This window comes from Staphylococcus sp. FW104-15G4D (assembly GCF_058790135.1).
Genome location: NZ_JBYTCH010000002.1, coordinates 404126 through 423383 on the forward strand (window position 1 = coordinate 404126; position 19258 = coordinate 423383).

16 protein-coding genes are annotated in these 19258 nt (G+C 33.8%); 5 read left to right on the top strand and 11 right to left on the bottom strand.

Annotation, left to right across the window (positions count from 1 at the left end; genetic code table 11):
* Nucleotides 1-68: 68 nt before the first annotated feature.
* The 4 genes from alsS to AC3WQX_RS08390 all read right to left on the bottom strand — a co-directional run bounded on the left by alsS (nt 69) and on the right by AC3WQX_RS08390 (nt 4763).
* Nucleotides 69-1733: an acetolactate synthase AlsS gene (alsS, locus tag AC3WQX_RS08375; protein WP_213667896.1), complete on the bottom strand. Its 1665-nt coding sequence runs from the start codon at nt 1731-1733 to the stop codon at nt 69-71.
* A 59-nt stretch (nt 1734-1792) separates the two neighbouring features.
* Nucleotides 1793-2743 carry an L-lactate dehydrogenase gene (locus tag AC3WQX_RS08380; protein ID WP_002454082.1) on the bottom strand — a complete coding sequence of 317 codons (951 nt, stop codon included), beginning with the start codon at nt 2741-2743 and terminating at the stop codon, nt 1793-1795.
* Nucleotides 2744-3153: 410 nt separating this feature from the next.
* Nucleotides 3154-4038 (bottom strand): cidABC operon transcriptional activator CidR, encoded by an 885-nt coding sequence (gene cidR, locus AC3WQX_RS08385; protein WP_002432944.1) that lies wholly within the window; start codon nt 4036-4038, stop codon nt 3154-3156.
* A 29-nt stretch (nt 4039-4067) separates the two neighbouring features.
* The gene (locus AC3WQX_RS08390; protein WP_002432493.1) at nt 4068-4763 is read right to left on the bottom strand and encodes a YoaK family protein; all 696 of its coding nucleotides are present in this window, start codon (nt 4761-4763) and stop codon (nt 4068-4070) included.
* Between the two features lie 375 nt (nt 4764-5138).
* Between AC3WQX_RS08390 and AC3WQX_RS08395 the strand changes: the two genes are divergently transcribed.
* On the top strand, nt 5139-6587 hold the full coding sequence (locus AC3WQX_RS08395; RefSeq protein ID WP_030059074.1) for an APC family permease: 1449 nt from the start codon (nt 5139-5141) through the stop codon (nt 6585-6587).
* A gap of 104 nt (nt 6588-6691) precedes the next feature.
* Here the strand turns inward: AC3WQX_RS08395 and AC3WQX_RS08400 are convergent, their stop codons facing one another.
* On the bottom strand, nt 6692-8029 hold the full coding sequence (locus AC3WQX_RS08400; RefSeq protein WP_492740054.1) for an aspartate aminotransferase family protein: 1338 nt from the start codon (nt 8027-8029) through the stop codon (nt 6692-6694).
* A 282-nt stretch (nt 8030-8311) separates the two neighbouring features.
* Here AC3WQX_RS08400 and AC3WQX_RS08405 point away from each other — a divergent pair, with 282 nt between their 5' ends.
* Complete coding sequence (locus tag AC3WQX_RS08405) at nt 8312-8740, top strand: hypothetical protein (RefSeq protein ID WP_002432723.1); 429 nt, start codon at nt 8312-8314, stop codon at nt 8738-8740.
* A gap of 46 nt (nt 8741-8786) precedes the next feature.
* Here the strand turns inward: AC3WQX_RS08405 and AC3WQX_RS08410 are convergent, their stop codons facing one another.
* On the bottom strand, nt 8787-9683 hold the full coding sequence (locus tag AC3WQX_RS08410) for a YdeJ family lipoprotein (protein ID WP_070474513.1): 897 nt from the start codon (nt 9681-9683) through the stop codon (nt 8787-8789).
* Between the two features lie 339 nt (nt 9684-10022).
* Between AC3WQX_RS08410 and AC3WQX_RS08415 the strand changes: the two genes are divergently transcribed.
* From AC3WQX_RS08415 to AC3WQX_RS08425, 3 genes are all read left to right on the top strand, one after another.
* Nucleotides 10023-10610, top strand: a complete 588-nt coding sequence (locus AC3WQX_RS08415; protein WP_023351068.1) for a hypothetical protein — start codon at nt 10023-10025, stop codon at nt 10608-10610.
* A 218-nt stretch (nt 10611-10828) separates the two neighbouring features.
* The gene (locus AC3WQX_RS08420; protein WP_030059068.1) at nt 10829-12190 is read left to right on the top strand and encodes an FAD-dependent oxidoreductase; all 1362 of its coding nucleotides are present in this window, start codon (nt 10829-10831) and stop codon (nt 12188-12190) included.
* A gap of 356 nt (nt 12191-12546) precedes the next feature.
* On the top strand, nt 12547-13437 hold the full coding sequence (locus AC3WQX_RS08425) for a fructose bisphosphate aldolase (protein ID WP_002432552.1): 891 nt from the start codon (nt 12547-12549) through the stop codon (nt 13435-13437).
* A gap of 211 nt (nt 13438-13648) precedes the next feature.
* Here the strand turns inward: AC3WQX_RS08425 and AC3WQX_RS08430 are convergent, their stop codons facing one another.
* From AC3WQX_RS08430 to AC3WQX_RS08450, 5 genes are all read right to left on the bottom strand, one after another.
* Nucleotides 13649-14833, bottom strand: coding sequence for an FAD-dependent oxidoreductase (locus AC3WQX_RS08430; protein WP_030059066.1), 1185 nt, complete (start codon nt 14831-14833; stop codon nt 13649-13651).
* Nucleotides 14834-14856: 23 nt separating this feature from the next.
* The gene (locus tag AC3WQX_RS08435) at nt 14857-15411 is read right to left on the bottom strand and encodes a PadR family transcriptional regulator (protein ID WP_002432898.1); all 555 of its coding nucleotides are present in this window, start codon (nt 15409-15411) and stop codon (nt 14857-14859) included.
* A gap of 157 nt (nt 15412-15568) precedes the next feature.
* Nucleotides 15569-16429, bottom strand: coding sequence for a class I SAM-dependent methyltransferase (locus AC3WQX_RS08440; RefSeq protein ID WP_193626818.1), 861 nt, complete (start codon nt 16427-16429; stop codon nt 15569-15571).
* Between the two features lie 154 nt (nt 16430-16583).
* On the bottom strand, nt 16584-18089 hold the full coding sequence (gene lqo, locus AC3WQX_RS08445; protein ID WP_002432748.1) for an L-lactate dehydrogenase (quinone): 1506 nt from the start codon (nt 18087-18089) through the stop codon (nt 16584-16586).
* 346 nt (nt 18090-18435) lie between these two features.
* Nucleotides 18436-19257: a pyruvate, water dikinase regulatory protein gene (locus tag AC3WQX_RS08450; protein WP_002432738.1), complete on the bottom strand. Its 822-nt coding sequence runs from the start codon at nt 19255-19257 to the stop codon at nt 18436-18438.
* Nucleotide 19258: the final 1 nt, after the last annotated feature.

Sequence of the window (19258 nt, forward strand, 5' to 3'; positions counted from 1 at the left end):
CTATCTCTCTAGAATGCGTTCTTTTTTATATCCTGGAAAATGATTTAACAAACACATACGCTTTCAAATTAATTTAAAGCATTCGGTAACATGTTTGTAGATAATTTAACATTATCTTCGTAGTTAACTGGGATATCGATTAATACAGGACCATCTGTTTCATAACCTTCTTTTATAGCTGCTTCTAACTCTTCTTGGTTAGATACACGTAAACCTTTTGCTCCAAAAGATTCTGCATATTTAACAAAATCAACGGCACCAAAGTCTACACCTGAAGAACGTTGATATTTCATTTCTTCTTGGAATTCAACCATATTATAGCGCCCATCATTCCAAATCAATTGAATAATGTTTAAGTTTTTACGTACAGCTGTTTCTAAATCTTGAGCTGAGAATAGGAAACCACCATCACCAGCTACAGAGACAACTTGTGTGTTAGGACGGACAAGTGCAGCTGAAATTGCCCAAGGAAGTGCCACTCCAAGTGTTTGCATACCGTTACTAAATAATAAATGTCTTGGATTATAACTTCTAAATTTACGTGCCATCCAAATGTAGTGACTTCCAACATCTACAGTTACTGTAGTATCATCAGTTAAAACTTTTTGCATAGATTCAATGATTTCAACTGGGTGCATCACATCATCTTTATGCGTCGCTTTAATACCAGTAGCCTCAATAATCTCTGCTCTTAATTTTTCAAGTTCATCTAAATGATCTTGATTAATAAATGGTTCATCAACATGTTCTGAAATAAGTTCAATTGTACCAGCGATATTACCAATTAATTCTTTGACTGGTTGCATGTAGTTTGTGATTTCTGCTTGAACTTCATCGATATTAATAATTTTAGTGTCTAATTCTTTATTCCAGTTACTTGCTTCATATTCGATTGGATCATAACCAATTGTGACTACTAAATCACTTTTTCTTAATAATTCATCACCAACTTGGTTTCTAAAGAGACCTACACGACCGAAGAAGTGATTTTCTAATTCACGACTAATCACACCTGCACCTTGGAATGTTTCAACGACAGGGAGACTTGTTTTTTCAACTAACTGACGAATAGCTTCTGTTTCAGCTTGGCTTGAACTTCTCATACCAGCTAATAAAACTGGGAATTTTGCATTTTTGATAGCATCAATGACTGCTTGAACATCTTTTTCAGCTGGTACACCAAGTTGAGGTTGTTGACAAAGTGAAATTGCTTTAGCTTCAACTGGTGAAGAGATAACGTCTTGTGGAAAACTAATAAAACTTGCACCATTTTTACCTGACGTTGCTGTACGCATGGCATTAGTCATCACTTCTGATAAAGATTCTGGGTCTTGTACTTCAGCACTATATTTTGTAGATGATTTTAATAGTGCTGCGTTATCAATACTTTGATGTGTTAAACGTAATAAGTCATTGCGTTTAACTTGACCACCGATTGCTAATACTGGATCACCTTCAGATGTAGCAGTAAGTAATCCAGTTGTTAAATTACTAACTCCTGGACCACTCGTTACAAGTGCAACGCCTGGTTTACCAGTTAAGCGTCCGATTCCTTGTGCCATCATTGCAGCATTTTGCTCATGACGTGTAACAATTAATTCTGGACCATCATCTTCTAATGCATTGAATAAGTAGTCAATTTTTGCTCCCGGAATACCAAATACATATTCAATTCCATTATTTTTTAAAGTGTCAATTACCATATCTGCTGCTGAATATTGTTTGTCAGCCATTCATTTCATATCCTTTCAAAAATTTAATTTCTTTATTTCTTTTGAATTTTAAGCATGCGTTATACTAAATGTTTAATTGAGTCGTATGTTTCTTCAAGTGTTTGAACTGATTGCTTAAATAATTGTTTCTCTTTATCGCTTAAAGGTGTTTCATATATTTTAACTGCACCATTTTGGTTAATTAATGTTGGGACACCTAAGTAAACTTCTTTATGTCCATATTCCCCATTAAGTTGACTTGATACAGTTAAAACACTATTTTCGTTATTTAATAATGCTTTAGAAATTCGTAAAAGCGCTAAAGCTATACCATAATAAGTAGAACCTTTAGCTTGGATGATATCGTAAGCAGCATCTCTAGTGTTCACATATATTTCTTCAGCTTTAGCTTCACTGCCTGTTTGTTCTTTTAAAGTATCAAATACTGAGATACCTGCAACATTTGCTTGAGACCAAACTGCAAGTTCAGAGTCACCATGTTCACCGATAATGCTTGCATGTACACTTGATGGCACAACATTTAGCTCTTGGCTAATTAAATATCTAAATCTCGCACTATCAAGAACAGTACCTGAACCAATAACGCGTTCAGCTGGTAAGCCTGTGACTTCTTTAACATAGCGAGTTAAAATATCAACAGGGTTAGCTGCGATTAGGAAGAAACCATCGAAACCACTATCCATTACACTTGATACAATACTTTTCATAATTTTAGTGTTTTTCTCTACAAGTTGTAAGCGTGTTTCTCCTGGTTTTTGTGGTGCACCTGCTGTAATGACAACTAAGTCTGCATCTTTACAATCGCTGTATTCCCCAGCTTTTACTACGACTGGTGATGCACTGTAGAGTGCGCCGTGATTTAAATCTTTCACGTCTGCTTCTACTTTATCTTTCGCAATGTCAATGATGACAAATTCATCTGCAATCCCTTGAGTAACCATAGCAAATGCATAGCTAGAACCTACTGATCCATCACCAATTAATACAACTTTTTTACTAAATTTTTTCATTTTAACGACTCCTTCGCAATAAAGTGACACAATTAATGTGCTTAGTTTTATTTTTATAATATTTTCATTAAAATAACTAGAATTTTAATTGTCCTTAGTTATAAAATCACTATTTCAGTGACGAAATTGTTACAATTTGTTCAAAATGTTTTATTTAGTGACTAACTTTATTACATAATTAATTATAGTACGAAAACATGTATTAATAAAATACATAATAACGATTATAAGTATTCTTAAAAGGAATGGTTTATATATAGAAAAATATAATATATCAATAGCTATGAGATCTTTTAATCGTAAATCGTGGTAAATAATATACGCGTTATGGAAACATTTTTCTTTAATTTTATATTCTCTTATAAACTAAAACGACCTCTAACAAATTAATTAGAAGTCGCGTTTAAAATTTATTTAACTGGTTGGAGTGTTGAAATAAAGTCTATCCACTGGCGTGTTACATAATTTAAATAAGCATCTTTTCTCCATATGGCACCTAAATGCCATGAGAGTTCTACATTTTCTAATTGAATGGACGTTACATTATCTCCCATTAAACGTACTAAACTTTCAGGTACAATACTAATACCTATACCTTGTTGAATCATGTTAGCAATAAAGCTAATTTGTGAGATGTTAGCGACTGTCTTAGGATAGAAACCTATACGTTTACAGTTTTCTATAATTTGATCTTTAAGATAATAATCATCGTGGAACAATACAAATTCTTCATTTTTTAATTCTGCTAGGTCTACCTTTTCCATATCCGAGAGATGATGATCGTTACTGACTACTAGTAATAACTCTTCATTGTATAAGGAAACAGAATGGAATAATGAATGGTCCACAGGCAACGTTGTTATACCTATATCTACATCGTCATTAGCAGTTAAGTTCTCTACTATTTTCCCTCCACCTTCAATGACTTCGTATGTCACATTAGGGTATAACTTGTGAAATTGATTAAGCGCATTTGTAAACATTTGAACATTCATCATGGGTGAAAGTCCTATCTTAATATGGCCCTTTTGAACATTGACTACATCGTTCATTTCTAATGATAGTTTCTCAAATAGAGCCAAAAATTCTAGACTATTGTCATAAAATGTTTGGCCAATATCTGTCAATTTAATTTGTTTCTGAGAACGATCGAATAAAGTAATATCATATTCATTCTCGATATTTTTTATAGCTTTACTAATCGTTGATTGAGCAATATATAAATGTTCTGACGCTTGTGTCATTCCCCCTTGGCGAACGACTTCTACGAAATATTTTATCTGTTTAATTTCCATTTCTTTACTCATCCTTATGCAAATTAATATTACTGAATATTACGTTCTCTGCGATAAATCAGAAAGCTATAAAATATTAAAACGCTAATTAAAATGAATGCAGCTATTAAAATTGTATAGATTCCCATATATTTTTGAAGTAACGCAGATATAATAGCCCCCACAACAAAACTTATTACTATTCTAATGTAAAGCAATGATTTACTCAATTGTACTTTGTCTTTATTTATAATAAATTCACTTAGCGCAATCACAGCTTTTTTTAAATTACCTGTTGAAAATGTGTTAGCATATCCTTCACCTTCTATTTTACCAAACGCAGTAGTAAGCATGGCCATACTAAATGCTAAAGGTGGAATAATATAGATGTTCGGTATTGATGCAGGTATAAAACCCACTGTGATGCTACTCATTGTGATTGGTAGTAAAGCGATAAGACGCCAATATCTTGTAGCTATTTTCGCATGTATTAATGAAACAAACATGACACCTATCATAAATGAGATAACTGAAATAATCTTTAACAATCCACCATCAAGGTTATGATGAGAGACTTCAGAAGCTAGAAAGATGAGGTTACCAGTTTGACCCGCTGCTAAAGTGCCTCCACGTTCTAAAAAGGTATAAGCATCTATATATCCACCAACAAATGTCAATGCAATAGCCATCTCTTTAAATTGATAAATATTTTGTGTGAGATATTTGTCTAATGAAATAGCTACCACCTCTTTTCTATTTTTTCAATCATATTTTACACCTTGCCACTATAGAATGTTAATTTATCCGTTTTATAACCCATAAATGTAAATTGTAAAATATTGGTAAAAATTTCGTTAAAAATTCTATTTTTATTTTTTGTATATCTGATATAATCAAGTTTATCATTTCGTGAAATGCTTACATTTGATTTATTCATCAAAAGAGAGATAGAAAAGCTTTAATTTTTCAGAATTTTTAGACAAAATAAGAAAATTCTATGCTATGATATAAATTATTAGAAATAGCTGGTCACTCGTGATGTTTATATAAGGACTATAACAATCTCTATAAACACCATGACTGCTCGAAATAGATGTCTTATTAGTAAGTGGAGGTTTATTATGTCTAGTTTTTTTAACCGGATTACTCGTAAAGAGAATCCAACAATTTATCAAAATAAAGATGGACACCTTAAACGCACATTACGTGTTCGTGACTTTCTTGCGTTAGGTGTCGGTACAATTGTTTCTACATCCATTTTCACTCTACCAGGAGTTGTTGCTGCAGAGCACGCCGGTCCAGCAGTAGCTTTATCGTTCCTATTAGCAGCTATAGTGGCTGGTCTTGTAGCTTTTACATATGCTGAAATGGCATCGACTATGCCTTTCGCAGGATCAGCATATTCATGGATTAATGTATTATTTGGAGAATTCTTCGGATGGGTTGCTGGATGGGCATTACTTGCTGAGTACTTTATTGCGGTAGCCTTTGTTGCTTCCGGATTTTCAGCTAACTTAAGAGGTCTTATCGCCCCGATTGGTATCACATTACCTAACGCGTTGTCGAATACTTTCGGCAATAAAGGCGGTGTAATAGACATCATCGCTGCTGTCGTAATTATATTAACTGCGTTATTACTTTCTCGTGGTGTGACTGAAGCCGCTCGCATGGAAAATATCCTAGTTATACTTAAAGTTTTGGCAATTATCTTATTTGTCATTGTTGGTTTAACAGCAATCAACTTTAGTAACTTCGTACCATTTGTGCCTGAGCATAAAGTTACAAAATCAGGTGATTTTGGTGGATGGCAAGGTATATATGCTGGTGTATCAATGATTTTCTTAGCATATATTGGATTTGATTCAATTGCTGCAAACTCTGCAGAAGCTATTAACCCTCAAAAAACAATGCCTAGAGGGATTTTAGGTTCTCTTGCAGTAGCCATTGTACTATTTGTAGCCGTGGCATTAGTCTTAGTTGGTATGTTCCATTACTCACAATATGCAGACAATGCTGAACCAGTAGGTTGGGCTCTACGTAAAAGTGGCCATGGAATTATAGCGGCAGTGGTTCAAGCGATTTCAGTTATCGGTATGTTCACTGCTTTAATCGGTATGATGTTAGCCGGATCACGATTATTGTATTCATTTGGTCGCGACGGATTACTACCTTCATGGTTAAGTCAATTAAATCATAAGCACTTACCAAACAGAGCTTTACTTATTTTAACAATTATTGGTGTGGTAATAGGTTCAATGTTCCCATTCAACTTTTTAGCACAATTAATTTCTGCAGGTACACTCGTAGCATTTATGTTTGTATCACTGGCAATGTATCGCTTAAGAAAACGTGAAGGTAAGGATTTACCAAAACCAGATTTCAAATTACCATTATATCCAGTATTACCAGCTATTACATTTGTACTCGTATTACTTGTATTCTGGGGACTAAGCTTTGAAGCTAAATTATATACTTTAATATGGTTCGTTGTAGGTATTGTTATTTACTTACTTTATGGACTGAAACACTCTAAGAAAAATGATGAAGAAGAATATCACGCACCGAAATAATAAATACTAAGTGGCACAAGTGTTGTTTTTACAGCACTTGTGCCTTTTTTTATAAAAAAAAGATCCTCATTTAGTTTTAATAAAATGAGAATCTTTTTGATTCATTACCATCCTTGACCGGTAATTTCATACTGATCTAAGTTACCTTTTTCCAATGCTTTAAGTGCATTCTCAATGGTATCGAGTGCTGTATCAAGTTGTTCATAAGTAATTACTAGTGGTGGTTGAAATCTCAATACATTTCCTGCGACTGCAATGATTACAACTCCATGCTCAAAGCAATAATTACAAATTTTCAATGCTGCTTCTGAATCTCGTGTCTTAATTTCCTTATCAGACACAATATCTATACCTATTGATAATCCAACACCTCGTACATCTCCTACACTCTCAAACTGTGTCATCCATTGATTCATTCGCTGGCGTACGTAGTTCCCCTTTTCAGTGGCAGCGGTTAATAAATCTTCCTCTTCTATCATTTCTAATGTAGCTAATGCCGCTTCACAACTAACAGGGTTGGCACCTGTAGTAAATAAATGCGCTGGCGCTTCAAGGCTTTCCATAATTTCTTTACGACCTACCAAAGCTGACATTGGTAAACCTCCAGCTAGAGACTTTCCAAAAGTAATTAAATCAGGAGTAAAGTTAAAATGATCCACAGAACTCCATCTACCTGTACGTCCTATTCCTTGTTGAATATCGTCAACTGCAATTAAAATACCATGCTGGTGACATAAATCTTGTAGGGCTTCAAAATAACCTGATACAGGTTCAAGTAAGCCTCCATCACCTTGTATTGTCTCTACTACAATGCATGCGACCTCTTCTGCTGGAACGTATTTCGCAAACATTTCTTTGAGAGGCGCAAGATATTCTTCCACTGTATTAGATGTTGATTGTTCAAACATCCCTCTATATTTGTCTGGAAATGGAATATGATAAAAACCATTAAGTAATGGTCCATAGTGTTTTCGCATATTTAAGCTAATAGCTGACATCGATAAAGCGCCAAACGTTGAACCGTGGTATGCGTTTGTGAAACTAATCATATAGGGACGTCCGGTATAGGCACGAGCAAACTTAATAATACCGTCATTAGCATCAGATCCAGTTAAACCAAACGTTACTCTTTTTTCAAAATCTCCAGGAGCTATTTCACAAATCTTCTTTGATAAACGTACAAGTGGTTCATGATACATATATGCTGGCGTATAATGAACAAATTTTTCTGCTTGTTTTTTAATAGCATCTGTGACTTTCTTAGGTGCATGCCCCACATTTTGCGAACTTGCACTTGATAATAAATCTATATATTCCTTTCCATCTACATCTACTAGCGTCGCACCATAGCCATAATCAATAGCTAAAGGATAATATTTAATACGTCCTGACTTAGCGAAATACTTTTCATCTTCATTAATTAAATTTTTTGCTTTACTCATGATAAATTCACCTTCCCTAGGCTTTATCATCCATTTCTTATACTGTATTATTCCTTCTCATAACGCTTTTGAGTCACTTTTTATCAGTCTTAAAATGAATTCCCAGTAATATGATAGTACTCAATATACTAATAATTTTCTGATTTGTAAATATTTTCTGAATTATTAAAATATTGTTTGGGTTTATTAATTTAAAAATGAATTCAACCACTCAAATAGAAATGTCTAAATTGTTTAATTATGGGAATAATAAAAAGTAAAATTATTATGGAGGATAAATTTATGTGGCTTAGATATGGTTATCATTTATTAAGTGCAATTGTCATCAGCGCTATATTATTAATCACTACTATTGTGATGGACGTTCTATTTCAAAAGACGCATTTAACCCAGCTATTACTTAATATTGATTTCTTAATTGACCCGAAGAAAGTGCCTACAATTGTTGAAGGGTTGATTCATTTAAGTATAGGTATCGTAATCTATATCGTTTTTTTAATTATTTATCATTACTCCAAGCCCCTATATTACTTAGCATTTGTTCCTTTAACGATTATTTTTATAGTCATGTACCCATTTTTAATTGCGATTGCCCAACGTTCATTGTTTAAATTCAGTTGGAATGCATATGCATTGTGGATGGAAGCTCATATCTTATTCATGATTCTCATGGCTATCAGTATACCTACGATTGCTAAGAAACACTTATAATTAAAAGGCCCAGAAGCTATTTGTTCTGGACCTTTCTTACTATTTATTATTCCTCATCACCATGTTTATCATACTTAGTAACAATGCCATCTTGATCTATAATGTAAGAGCCTGCGAGTTCCCCATCTTTATCTGTAAATGAGAATCCCCAATTGCCATCACTGTCTTCTTCAGGCTCTTTGTAAGTATATGTGTCAGTATCTAATTTGTGTCCTTCATAATCTTCCACCAAATCGATTACATTACTTCGTGTCACTGTAGTACTATCTGAACTATTATCATCATCTGAATCTGAACTTGATTGAGTATCGATTGGATCTCCATAACTTGCAGGTTCTGATGACATTAATGCACTTATTTTATTAATTTCACTATCACTTGCGTCATATAATTTTACAGTTGAAGCTTTGTCTAGTACACGTTGTGATTCTTTCTTGCCATATTCATCACCGTAAATCGGACCGTTAAATTGTGATGGCACGGGATAAATCGTTATCGTACCGTCTCCATTATTTTTATAATAGACTGACCCAGCAGCATGAACGCTTGCAGTCAAAATTTCAGTTCCTTCTGGAAATTTTACAGAAACATCAGGTAAATAAGGATCAATTAATTTACCTGAAACATCCCCATGTTTAATATCTAAATCGTCAAATTTTATATCACTGTTTCCCCTATAGCTTTCTAATGCCGTTAACCATACTTTCGCATAATAAGTATTTGAATGCGTATTCTCCTGATTAGCGTCCTCTTGACTCTTGTCATTAGAACTTTGACTTGATGCATGATTTGAATTATTATTTTTAGAATTTTTATTACTTTTAGATGACTGAGATTTATCGTCTGAAAGATTTGAACTTCCTTTATTGTCATTACTTTGCCCCGTACTACAACTTGCTAATAATAAAGATGTCACTAGACATGCACTCACCATTTTTTTCATACCTATTAATCCCCTTTTTTCTGAAAATGAATAGCTTGATGCTTAATACATATAAACTACTATATAAATTAATTATATAGTGTATGTAAACTAAAGTGTATAGTTATTTTAAAATTACATATCACATGTTGATTGCACTCTATCGAAGACATTTTATGAATAAATTGATAAGTAAATATGAACAAATCGTGAGGATATATTAACTTCTTTAACTTATCTTAAAGTTTCAATAATGTTTCTTTTAAACCGGTATGATTATTTTATTCAGGTGGTACACTAAAAGCGTAGAAAACATTATTTCAAATTCTAAATTCTCAAATTCGAAATGGGGTTATCATTGTGAACAAGGTTTCTCTTATTGCAACAACTGTAATAACTGGGGCAGTATTATTTACGACTGCAAATGTTTCTGAAGCAAAAGCGGATGAAGTAACTGCAAATAATGCAAAAGACGTAGCACAACAAGCTATGAAAAACAGCGGTGGCAATCCCAACTTACAGAATTTCAATGCCGTAAAAGATAAAGGGGACTACTACGAAATCGGTATTAATAATAAATCTGGTGCAGGTGTGGGTACTTATAAAGTTTATAAAGATGGTGAGGTTCAATATAAAAGTGGAAACTTTGGTAATTATAGCACTTTGAATAGCGAAGATTGTTATACTGGCCAAGATATCACAACAAAACCTTATAAAGAACCTAAACACGTGGCCAAAAAAGAAGTAGCCGTTGATTCTACTAGAGAACTTAATTCATTCTATGTAGGAGACGTAAAATCTTCTGATTTACCAAAGCATTCTAAATCTTCACTTCCTGAAACAGGTCATAATGACACACATGTAGGGATGGATTTAATCGCTGGTACGTCACTTCTAGCAGGCGGATTATTAATTGGCGGACGCAAACGTAGAGAAAAAACTTCATAATCTAATAAATTTAAATTTTATTGATAGAGGGTCATATGATAGTGTTTCATCACTATGGTATGGCCCTTTTTTGACGATTTTTTGAAATCCAACATTATAGCAATGATAAATTGAATAATCGATAATTAAAACGGAAATAATAATAATGTAAACATTAATTCTAATAATGCTTACGCATTTTACTATAGATTAACAAAGTCTTAAGGAGGAATTTAATCATGAAATATGTAGTCGTTGGTACATCACATGCTGGTTATGAAGTGATTGAAACACTTTTAAAAGAAGATTCAAATGCTGAAATTCATGTATTTGAAAGTGGAGATAAACCTTCATTCTTATCTTGTGGTATTCAAAGCTATTTAGAAGATGTTTCACCGTCATTAGATTCATTACACTATGCTTCTAAAGCTTCTTATAAAGAACAAGGAGTTAACATCCATGTAAACAGTACTGTTACTGACTTAAATACAGATAAAAAAATGATAACTGTAGAACAAAATGGACAATCTAATGAAGTAACGTATGACAAATTGTTCTTAAGTCCTGGCGGTAAACCAGTTACTCCTCCAATTGACGGCATTGATCAGTATAATAACGTACTATTTATGCGTGGTCGTGAATGGGCAGATCAAATTAAGCAACGCATGCCTCAAGCTAAAAAAGCGGTTGTCGTAGGTGGTGGCTATATTGGTATCGAAGCTGCCGAAGCCTTCGCTAAAGCAGGTATTGAAACAACGATAGTTGACATTGCAGATAGAATTTTAAATACGTATTTAGATCAAGAATTCACTGACATTTTACAACAAAATTCAGAAAAACATGGTCTTTACTTCAAAGGCGGTGAAACCGTTCAATCATTAACTGGTGATGACAATGGAAACGTAACAAAAGTTGTAACCGATAAAAATGAATATGAAGCAGATACTGTTTTATTCGCAGTCGGTGTTACACCTGCAACTGAATGGTTAGATGGCAAAATTGAATTAGGCGAAAAAGGTATTATCAATATTGACCATCAACAACAAACTTCTGCTAAAGATGTATATGCCGGTGGCGACGCAACACTTGTACCATTCGCTCCAGTTGAAGAAGATCGTTACATTGCTTTAGCGACAAACTCTCGTCGTCAAGGTGTCGTAGCAGCAAAAAATATGACTGGTAAAAATATGACTATGCCAAGAGTATCCGGAACATCTGGATTGCAATTATTTGATTATAAATTTGGACAAACTGGTGTACACGGTACAGAAGCTGATAGTTATGATGGCAATTTAGGTCAAAAATATGTTGAAGAACTGATCCATCCAAAATTCATGCAAGACGAAACTACAATTCACATGAAAATCATTTACGATGAAGATAGTCATCAAATTTTAGGTGGACAAGTCATGTCTACAGAAGATGTTACAGCTTCTATCAATACAATTTCTATGGCGATATCAGCAGGATATACACTAGAACAATTAGCCGTACAAGATTTCTTCTTCCAACCTGACTACGATCGTCCATGGAATTACCTCAACGTGCTTGCTCAACAAGCGCTTGGTGATACGTTCGGTAGTGACAAAATGCTATTCTAAACTGATTTAGGTTGCATATATCAATACTCAGTGTGAAAAGTACACAAAACTTTTGCACTGAGTTTTTTATATTCATGGTATAGGTTTCTTAAAGTTTCAGAGCGATGTAAGGAATATTCTTAAAAACATTTGAGCTATATGAAGACCTTATGTACCCTATGAAATTTTCACTTCAACTTGATAAGAAATAAGCCTTATACTTTTACATTGTCAGCAATATAATTCTAATTTACGTCAAATTTATGACTTAATACAATATTCAGAATACTTTTACACATTTTTCGAGTTGAAAAGCTTGAGATAAAAAATATTTTTTATCATACTATAAATGAAAGTTAAGTTAAGGAGTGGAAAGTATGAATAAAGAACAATTAGAAAAAATGACTAATGGCAAAGGATTTATCGCAGCATTAGACCAAAGTGGCGGTAGTACTCCTAAAGCGCTTAAAGAATATGGCATTAATGAAGACCAATATAGCAATGAAGATGAGATGTTCCAACTTGTACATGATATGCGTACTCGCGTAGTAACTTCACCATCATTTTCACCTGATAAAATCTTAGGTGCAATTCTATTCGAACAAACAATGGATCGTGAAGTAGAAGGTAAATATACTGGTGATTACTTAGCTGACAAAGGTATTGTACCTTTCTTAAAAGTCGATAAAGGTTTAGCTGAACAACAAAATGGTGTTCAATTAATGAAACCTATCAATGACTTAGACGAAACATTAGACCGTGCAAATGAACGTCATATCTTTGGTACTAAAATGCGTTCTAATATCTTAGAATTAAATGAACAAGGTATCAAAGACGTTGTTGAACAACAATTCGAATTTGCTAAAAAAATCATTGCTAAAGGGTTAGTACCAATCATCGAACCAGAAGTAAACATTAATGCAAAAGACAAAGCTGAAATTGAAAAAGTATTAAAAGCTGAAATCAAAAAAGGCTTAGACGCATTAAATGATGATCAATTAGTAATGTTAAAATTAACCATTCCTACTGAAGCTAACTTATACAAAGAATTAGCTGACCATCCTAACGTTGTACGTGTCGTTGTATTATCTGGCGGTTATAGCAGAGACGAAGCTAACAAATTATTAAAAGACAACGATGAATTAATCGCAAGCTTCTCACGTGCATTAGCAAGCGACTTACGCGCTAGCCAATCTCAAGAAGAATTCGATAAAGCGTTAGGCGACGCAGTAGATTCAATCTATGACGCATCAGTAAATAAAAATTAAGGTGCGGAAGTGAGCGCTTAGGTTTTGAGCAGAACCGAAAAGCGAGCAAAACTGTTTTGTAGTTTTGACGAGACTTTGAGAGTTTCTGCCGAAAAACCTGCTCACTGAAGCCCGTCTATCATTCCGGTTATGCAACATTATCTTGCTTAACCTAATATAAAATGCCGTGTGGTAATCTATTTGACCACACGGCATTTCTTTATACTTTTTATTATTTATTATCTAATTTTTGTGCTTGATGCTCTTCAAACAATTCACCAATGTGATTAAAGAAATCGCCAAATTTTTGAGCAGCGTCATCACCAAACATTTCTTCTAAATTAGCTTGAGACTCACTTGCACTCTGTTCTGAAGCTTCATACATAGATGCTTCATATTCTTTCAACGCATCTTGTAAATTATTATTCTCTTTAAGTGCTTTCGCTAATAAATATGCATCGTAGAATGCCATATTAACACCCTCGCCTGCAAATGGACTCATTAAATGCGCTGCATCTCCGATTAAAGTGAGATTAGATTGATTCTCCCACTTAAACCCTATAGGCAATTTGTAAATTCGACGTAAGAGTACATCATCACCAGCATATTCAATATATTTTTTTAAATCTTCGTCCCAGTCCGAGAAATCTTGTAACAACTGTTCTTTAATTTCTGACTTACTCATTCCTTTAAATTTTTCAAATTCCTCATAATCCATTTGATAAGACATATATACTTTAATTCTTCCATTGCCATTCACTTGACCAAGAATTGCTTTATGGTCACCAAATGCCATCATTTTCCCATTTTTATTAAACGCTGCTAAATCAGGATATTGATTGTATGCATCTTCTACATTTAGTTCAACCATTGAAATACCATTATATTCTACGTCCACATTTGCTAAATAAGGTCTCACTTTTGAAAATGCTCCATCAGCCCCAACTACAAAGTCAAACTCAGCTGTATCTCCCTCAACAAATGAGACTTCAACTTGTCCATTGTCTAAGCGACGAAGTGATTCGAACGCTTTACCATATATTACTGTGCCTTCACTTAATTGTTCACTGATGATATCACATAGTTCACCACGATCAATTTCTGGACGTCCTCCCTCAACTTCAGGATCGGCTGTTTCTTCATAATAAACCTTACCATTTTTATCTAAAACGCGAGTATCTTCACCCTCAAAACGAGCAAGCTCTCTAAATCGATCAATAATACCTGTTTCTTTTAATGGTAACTGGCCACTCTCCTCATGAATATCTAAGGAACCTCCACGGTCTCGATTTACATCTAACCCAGCTTTCTCAAAAATTGACACTTCAAATCCTTGTTGTTGCAAAAGAAGTCCTAGCATTAATCCACCAGGTCCTCCTCCAATAATACCTACGCTTTTAACATCTTTTATATTCATTTGAACTCCCCCACTATCTATTTTTATTTAGAAAATTGTTCCAAACGTGCTTTTGTTTCTTCTACAAATTGGTCAAACTCTTTTTTCAATTCTTCATCTTGTAGTGCTTGCTGACTCGCTTTCATAAATCCTTGGAACACCTCATGTAATTGTTCTCTTGATGCTTTTAATTGCTCAAAGTCTATATTTTGAAACTGTTCCATTCGTTGTGTAAATTCATCATTATTAATATTCTCCTCTAAGAACTTCTCACCTTCTTCAGTGATTGAGTACACTTTCTTTTTACCATCTTTAGAGATTGATACAAATTCTCTATCTTCTAACATTTGTAAGATAGGATAAACAGATCCAGGACTAGGTGAATAGAAGCCTTTAAAACGTTCTTCTAAATCTTTAATAATTTGATATCCATGACGTGATTCTTCCTTCAACATTTTAAGAATGACAAATTGTAAATTGCCTTTCTTGAAAAAGCGGTCACGACCGCCGCCTCTCGGACCACCAAATCCTCTGCCAAAATCAAATCCTTCAAATCGCTCCATTCTTTGTCTTATCATTTCAGGTCTTCTTCTGAACATTTAAATCACCTTTCTTTATTTGTTATTTCGATATATCAATATCCTAAGCGATATATCGAAATATGTCAACGATATATCGTAATAATTTTTCGAAAAATAAATACCATTTTAACAAATACTGTTAAAACGGCATTTAGAAGTCGTACCTTCAATACATTTAGTCTTGTAATGTGATAAGTACTTTCCCAAACTTACCACCTGTAACTACGGGTACATGATCGCCATATTTATCTCGTAAATATTGTTCAATACTCTCTTTTTGTTGCGCATTCATTTCAATTTCCACTTCTTTTAACCAAGAAGGTAATTGACGCATGACTTCATCTACACTTTTTTCAGCATGTTGTGTATGACGCTCAATTAAGGTTTCATACGTATAGTTATTGCAATAAAGTAGCTGCAATAAATAATATAAATCAGCAGTCATCGGCGAAGGTTCTAATTCAAGAAAAGCAACGACCTCATCCACGATTGAGTTTTCTTTAGGTCCTGCTATTAAGCTGACATAAACATATTGATGAGCTATATCTATAGCTTTTTCCACGGCTTCCCATGTTGTTACTGCAGGACACATTGATGCAAAGACTAAATCGAATTTTTTAATCTCTGTCGTTTCAATATTTTCAAATGATTCATTAATTGTTTCAATCTCTACACCATAATGTTGCGCATTATCTTTTAACATACCGTGCAATATGGATGAGGGTTCAAGACTAGTAACTTTAGCGCTTTCTTTTGAGAACGGTATACTAAACACTCCTGAAGCAGCACCAACATCCAGTATACTTAGGTTTTCAAATCCTCCTGTTTGATTCTGAATCCATGACATAATTCGTTTTACTCTTTTTTGACTCTCTTCAGTAAAAGAATTTTTATTAAAATTTTCAGCCCATTTTTCAAAGCCTGGAGCATCAGGTTGACCTAAACCTGCACGTTTCATTCTTTTATCTTGTGTATTAGGATCATTGTCCCAAGCCTCTTTCCAAAACTGTTGATCAAAGATATTTTCATTTGTCATATCATCAAACTCCTTCGACTCTAACTTTGACTCCATTGTATCTCTTACCTTTATTTATTAAAATTAATTAATATTCTAGGCATGAGGTGAAATATTTGTATATAAAAAAGACGTGTGAGACATCTTTACATCTCACACGTTAAAAATATCTATTCTATTTTTTAGCTTTATCATAATAACCTAGTTCTAGGTCTTTTGAAGTTTGTTTACGGATTTTTCTCATTAATTGTTCATCATTAATTAATGATTCTCCATAAGAAGGAATCATTTCTTTAATTTTCGGTTTCCAATCAGAAGTATATTCAGGGAAATTACGTTCTAATACTTCTAATGCAACTGAAACTGAAGTAGAAGCTCCTGGTGATTCACCTAATAAAGCGATAACTGAATGATCTTCAGAGTTCACAACTTCAGTACCGAATTGAATGAAGCCTTTACCATTCTCTTCAGTATCTTTAATAACTTGTACACGCTTACCTGCTGTGTATAATTGCCAATCTTCATCACGTGCTTCAGGATAGAATGTACGTAAGTGATTCATGCAACCTTCTTTAGTCATAATCACTTGATCAATTGAATATTTAATTAATGGCACATTCTTAATTGCTGCAGCTAATAATGTTGAGATGTTATATGGCTTAACAGATCTGAATAAATCAAGGTTAGAACCAAATTTAAGGAATTTTGGTCCAATATTCGCGAATGGTCCAAATAATAATGTTCTTTCACCATCGATATAACGCGTATCTAAGTGAGGAACTGTCATAGGTGGTGTGCCAGGTGGTTCTTTACCGTATACTTTGGCATCGTGTTGTTCAATAACTTGAGGGTTAGTACAAGCAATAAACTGACCACTAATTGGGAATCCACCTAAGTGTTTACTTTCTGGAATGCCAGTTTTTTGTAGAAGTGGAATCGCTCCACCGCCGGCACCAATAAATACATAATCTGTTTGATGTTCAAATACATCACCAGTATTACGGTTTTTAATTTTAACTAACCATTTACCATTAGATAAACGTTCAAAGTCTACAACTTCATGATTGTATTGTACTTCAACGTTTGAAGAGTCATGAAGGTTTTTAGCCATTTTACGAGTAAGAGCACCGTAGTTAACGTCTGTACCTTCATCAATTTTACTAGCCGCCATAACGCCACCGTTATTTTCACGACCTTCCATCATTAACGGAATCCATTTTTTCATTTCTTCAAAGTCTTCTGTATATTCGATATTATCGAACATTGGGAAGTTTTTCATTGCTTCATAACGATCTTTTAAGAATTTCACGTTATTTTTACCACGTACGAAACTAATGTGTGGTAATGGATGAATAAACTCTCTAGGATTTTCAATTTGTCCACTTTTTACTAAGTGACCCCAGAATTGTTTAGAAATCTCAAATTGTTCGTTGATTTCTTTTGCTTTTTCGATATCAATTGAACCATCTGGTTGTTGAACTGTATAGTTCAATTCACATAACGCAGCGTGTCCTGTACCCGCATTGTTTCGTTCATTTGAACTTTCAATACCGGGACGATCTAGACGTTCATATAAATGGATATCCCATTCAGGTTCGATGCTTTTTAACATTGAACCGAATGTTGTACTAAGTACACCGGCACCAATTAATACAACGTCTTTTTTCTCAGACTTTGCCATGTTGTTCACCTCTCAAATAATTTAAAATATATTACACCAGTACATTAGAGTTGTTCTTTTATTAAATCCCAATTCACAACTCCAAAAATTAAAGAGCATCTTAAACTCTTTACTAGTTACTACACTTCTATGTTAAAGCAACAATAAGGAAATGTAAATTATTCTAACTAAGATTATTCAATTGTTTAATAATAATTTTTTTATACTAAAATATATTAATTACAAAATATTTTTTCTCTTTTAATCCGACTACAATATTGCTCTTAATGCACACCCACATCAACATGAAATAACAGCACAAAGTTAAAGTTTTCTACTTCAACCTCGTACTGTTAAAATAAGCAATTTAACGTTGCATTAAAAACTTTTCTATATAAAATGCAGATTCTTCAATAGATTTATACTCAGTATTGATGACTGTAGCATTCAATTTTTTGAAAACTTCTTCTGCATAAGAGAGTTCTTTCTTAATTCGTTCCAAACTATTATATGTAGACTCAGCAGATAACCCTAACGTTTCAGCACGATTGCGACGAATGTTTGCAATATAGTTCGGACTTGCAGTTAAGCCAAACACTTTTAGTCCCTTTTGTTGAAATACATTGTCTGGAATGGCAACTTCCGGTACTAAAGGGATGTTTGCTATTTTATAACCTTTGTTGGCTAAATACATGCTTAATGGTGTTTTAGACGTACGTGAAACTCCTACAATTAACGCATCCGCTTCACCAATATCTGTAAAATGTTTACCATCATCATATTTGACTGAGTATTCAATAGCTTCAATACGTTTGAAATATTCATCATTAAGTTTACGTAATGCGCCACTTTCCATTAAAGGTTTAGCATCTGTATGCGTTTCAATTATTCGAATTAACTCTGACATATAATCGACGTATGGAATATCATGTTCTTTCGCAAACTGATGACCTAAAGCATTAAATGATTCGCTCACTAATGTTGTCGCTACAATTGCATTTTGTTCTCGAGCAAGTTGAAGCACATTAAGAAATTCTTGTTCATCTTTAATGTACGGAAATTTCTTAATCTCAACTTGGGTCAAATCTGGGAATTGGGTTAATGTAGCATGAATCATACGTTGTGCCGTTTCCCCAATTGAATCCGAAACAATAAATAACTTTAAAACTTGATCGTTCTTCTCTTCCACC

What these genes read in the sequence shown, in the direction of transcription:
- lqo (WP_002432748.1), bottom strand. Translation starts at nt 18,089, where the DNA reads ATGGCAAAGTCTGAGAAAAAAGACGTTGTATTAATTGGTGCCGGTGTA.
- AC3WQX_RS08435 (WP_002432898.1), bottom strand. Translation starts at nt 15,411, where the DNA reads ATGTTCAGAAGAAGACCTGAAATGATAAGACAAAGAATGGAGCGATTT.
- AC3WQX_RS08440 (WP_193626818.1), bottom strand. Translation starts at nt 16,429, where the DNA reads ATGACAAATGAAAATATCTTTGATCAACAGTTTTGGAAAGAGGCTTGG.
- AC3WQX_RS08405 (WP_002432723.1), top strand. Translation starts at nt 8,312, where the DNA reads ATGTGGCTTAGATATGGTTATCATTTATTAAGTGCAATTGTCATCAGC.
- AC3WQX_RS08425 (WP_002432552.1), top strand. Translation starts at nt 12,547, where the DNA reads ATGAATAAAGAACAATTAGAAAAAATGACTAATGGCAAAGGATTTATC.
- AC3WQX_RS08430 (WP_030059066.1), bottom strand. Translation starts at nt 14,833, where the DNA reads ATGAATATAAAAGATGTTAAAAGCGTAGGTATTATTGGAGGAGGACCT.
- AC3WQX_RS08410 (WP_070474513.1), bottom strand. Translation starts at nt 9,683, where the DNA reads ATGAAAAAAATGGTGAGTGCATGTCTAGTGACATCTTTATTATTAGCA.
- alsS (WP_213667896.1), bottom strand. Translation starts at nt 1,733, where the DNA reads ATGGCTGACAAACAATATTCAGCAGCAGATATGGTAATTGACACTTTA.
- AC3WQX_RS08380 (WP_002454082.1), bottom strand. Translation starts at nt 2,743, where the DNA reads ATGAAAAAATTTAGTAAAAAAGTTGTATTAATTGGTGATGGATCAGTA.
- AC3WQX_RS08395 (WP_030059074.1), top strand. Translation starts at nt 5,139, where the DNA reads ATGTCTAGTTTTTTTAACCGGATTACTCGTAAAGAGAATCCAACAATT.
- AC3WQX_RS08400 (WP_492740054.1), bottom strand. Translation starts at nt 8,029, where the DNA reads ATGAGTAAAGCAAAAAATTTAATTAATGAAGATGAAAAGTATTTCGCT.
- AC3WQX_RS08420 (WP_030059068.1), top strand. Translation starts at nt 10,829, where the DNA reads ATGAAATATGTAGTCGTTGGTACATCACATGCTGGTTATGAAGTGATT.
- cidR (WP_002432944.1), bottom strand. Translation starts at nt 4,038, where the DNA reads ATGGAAATTAAACAGATAAAATATTTCGTAGAAGTCGTTCGCCAAGGG.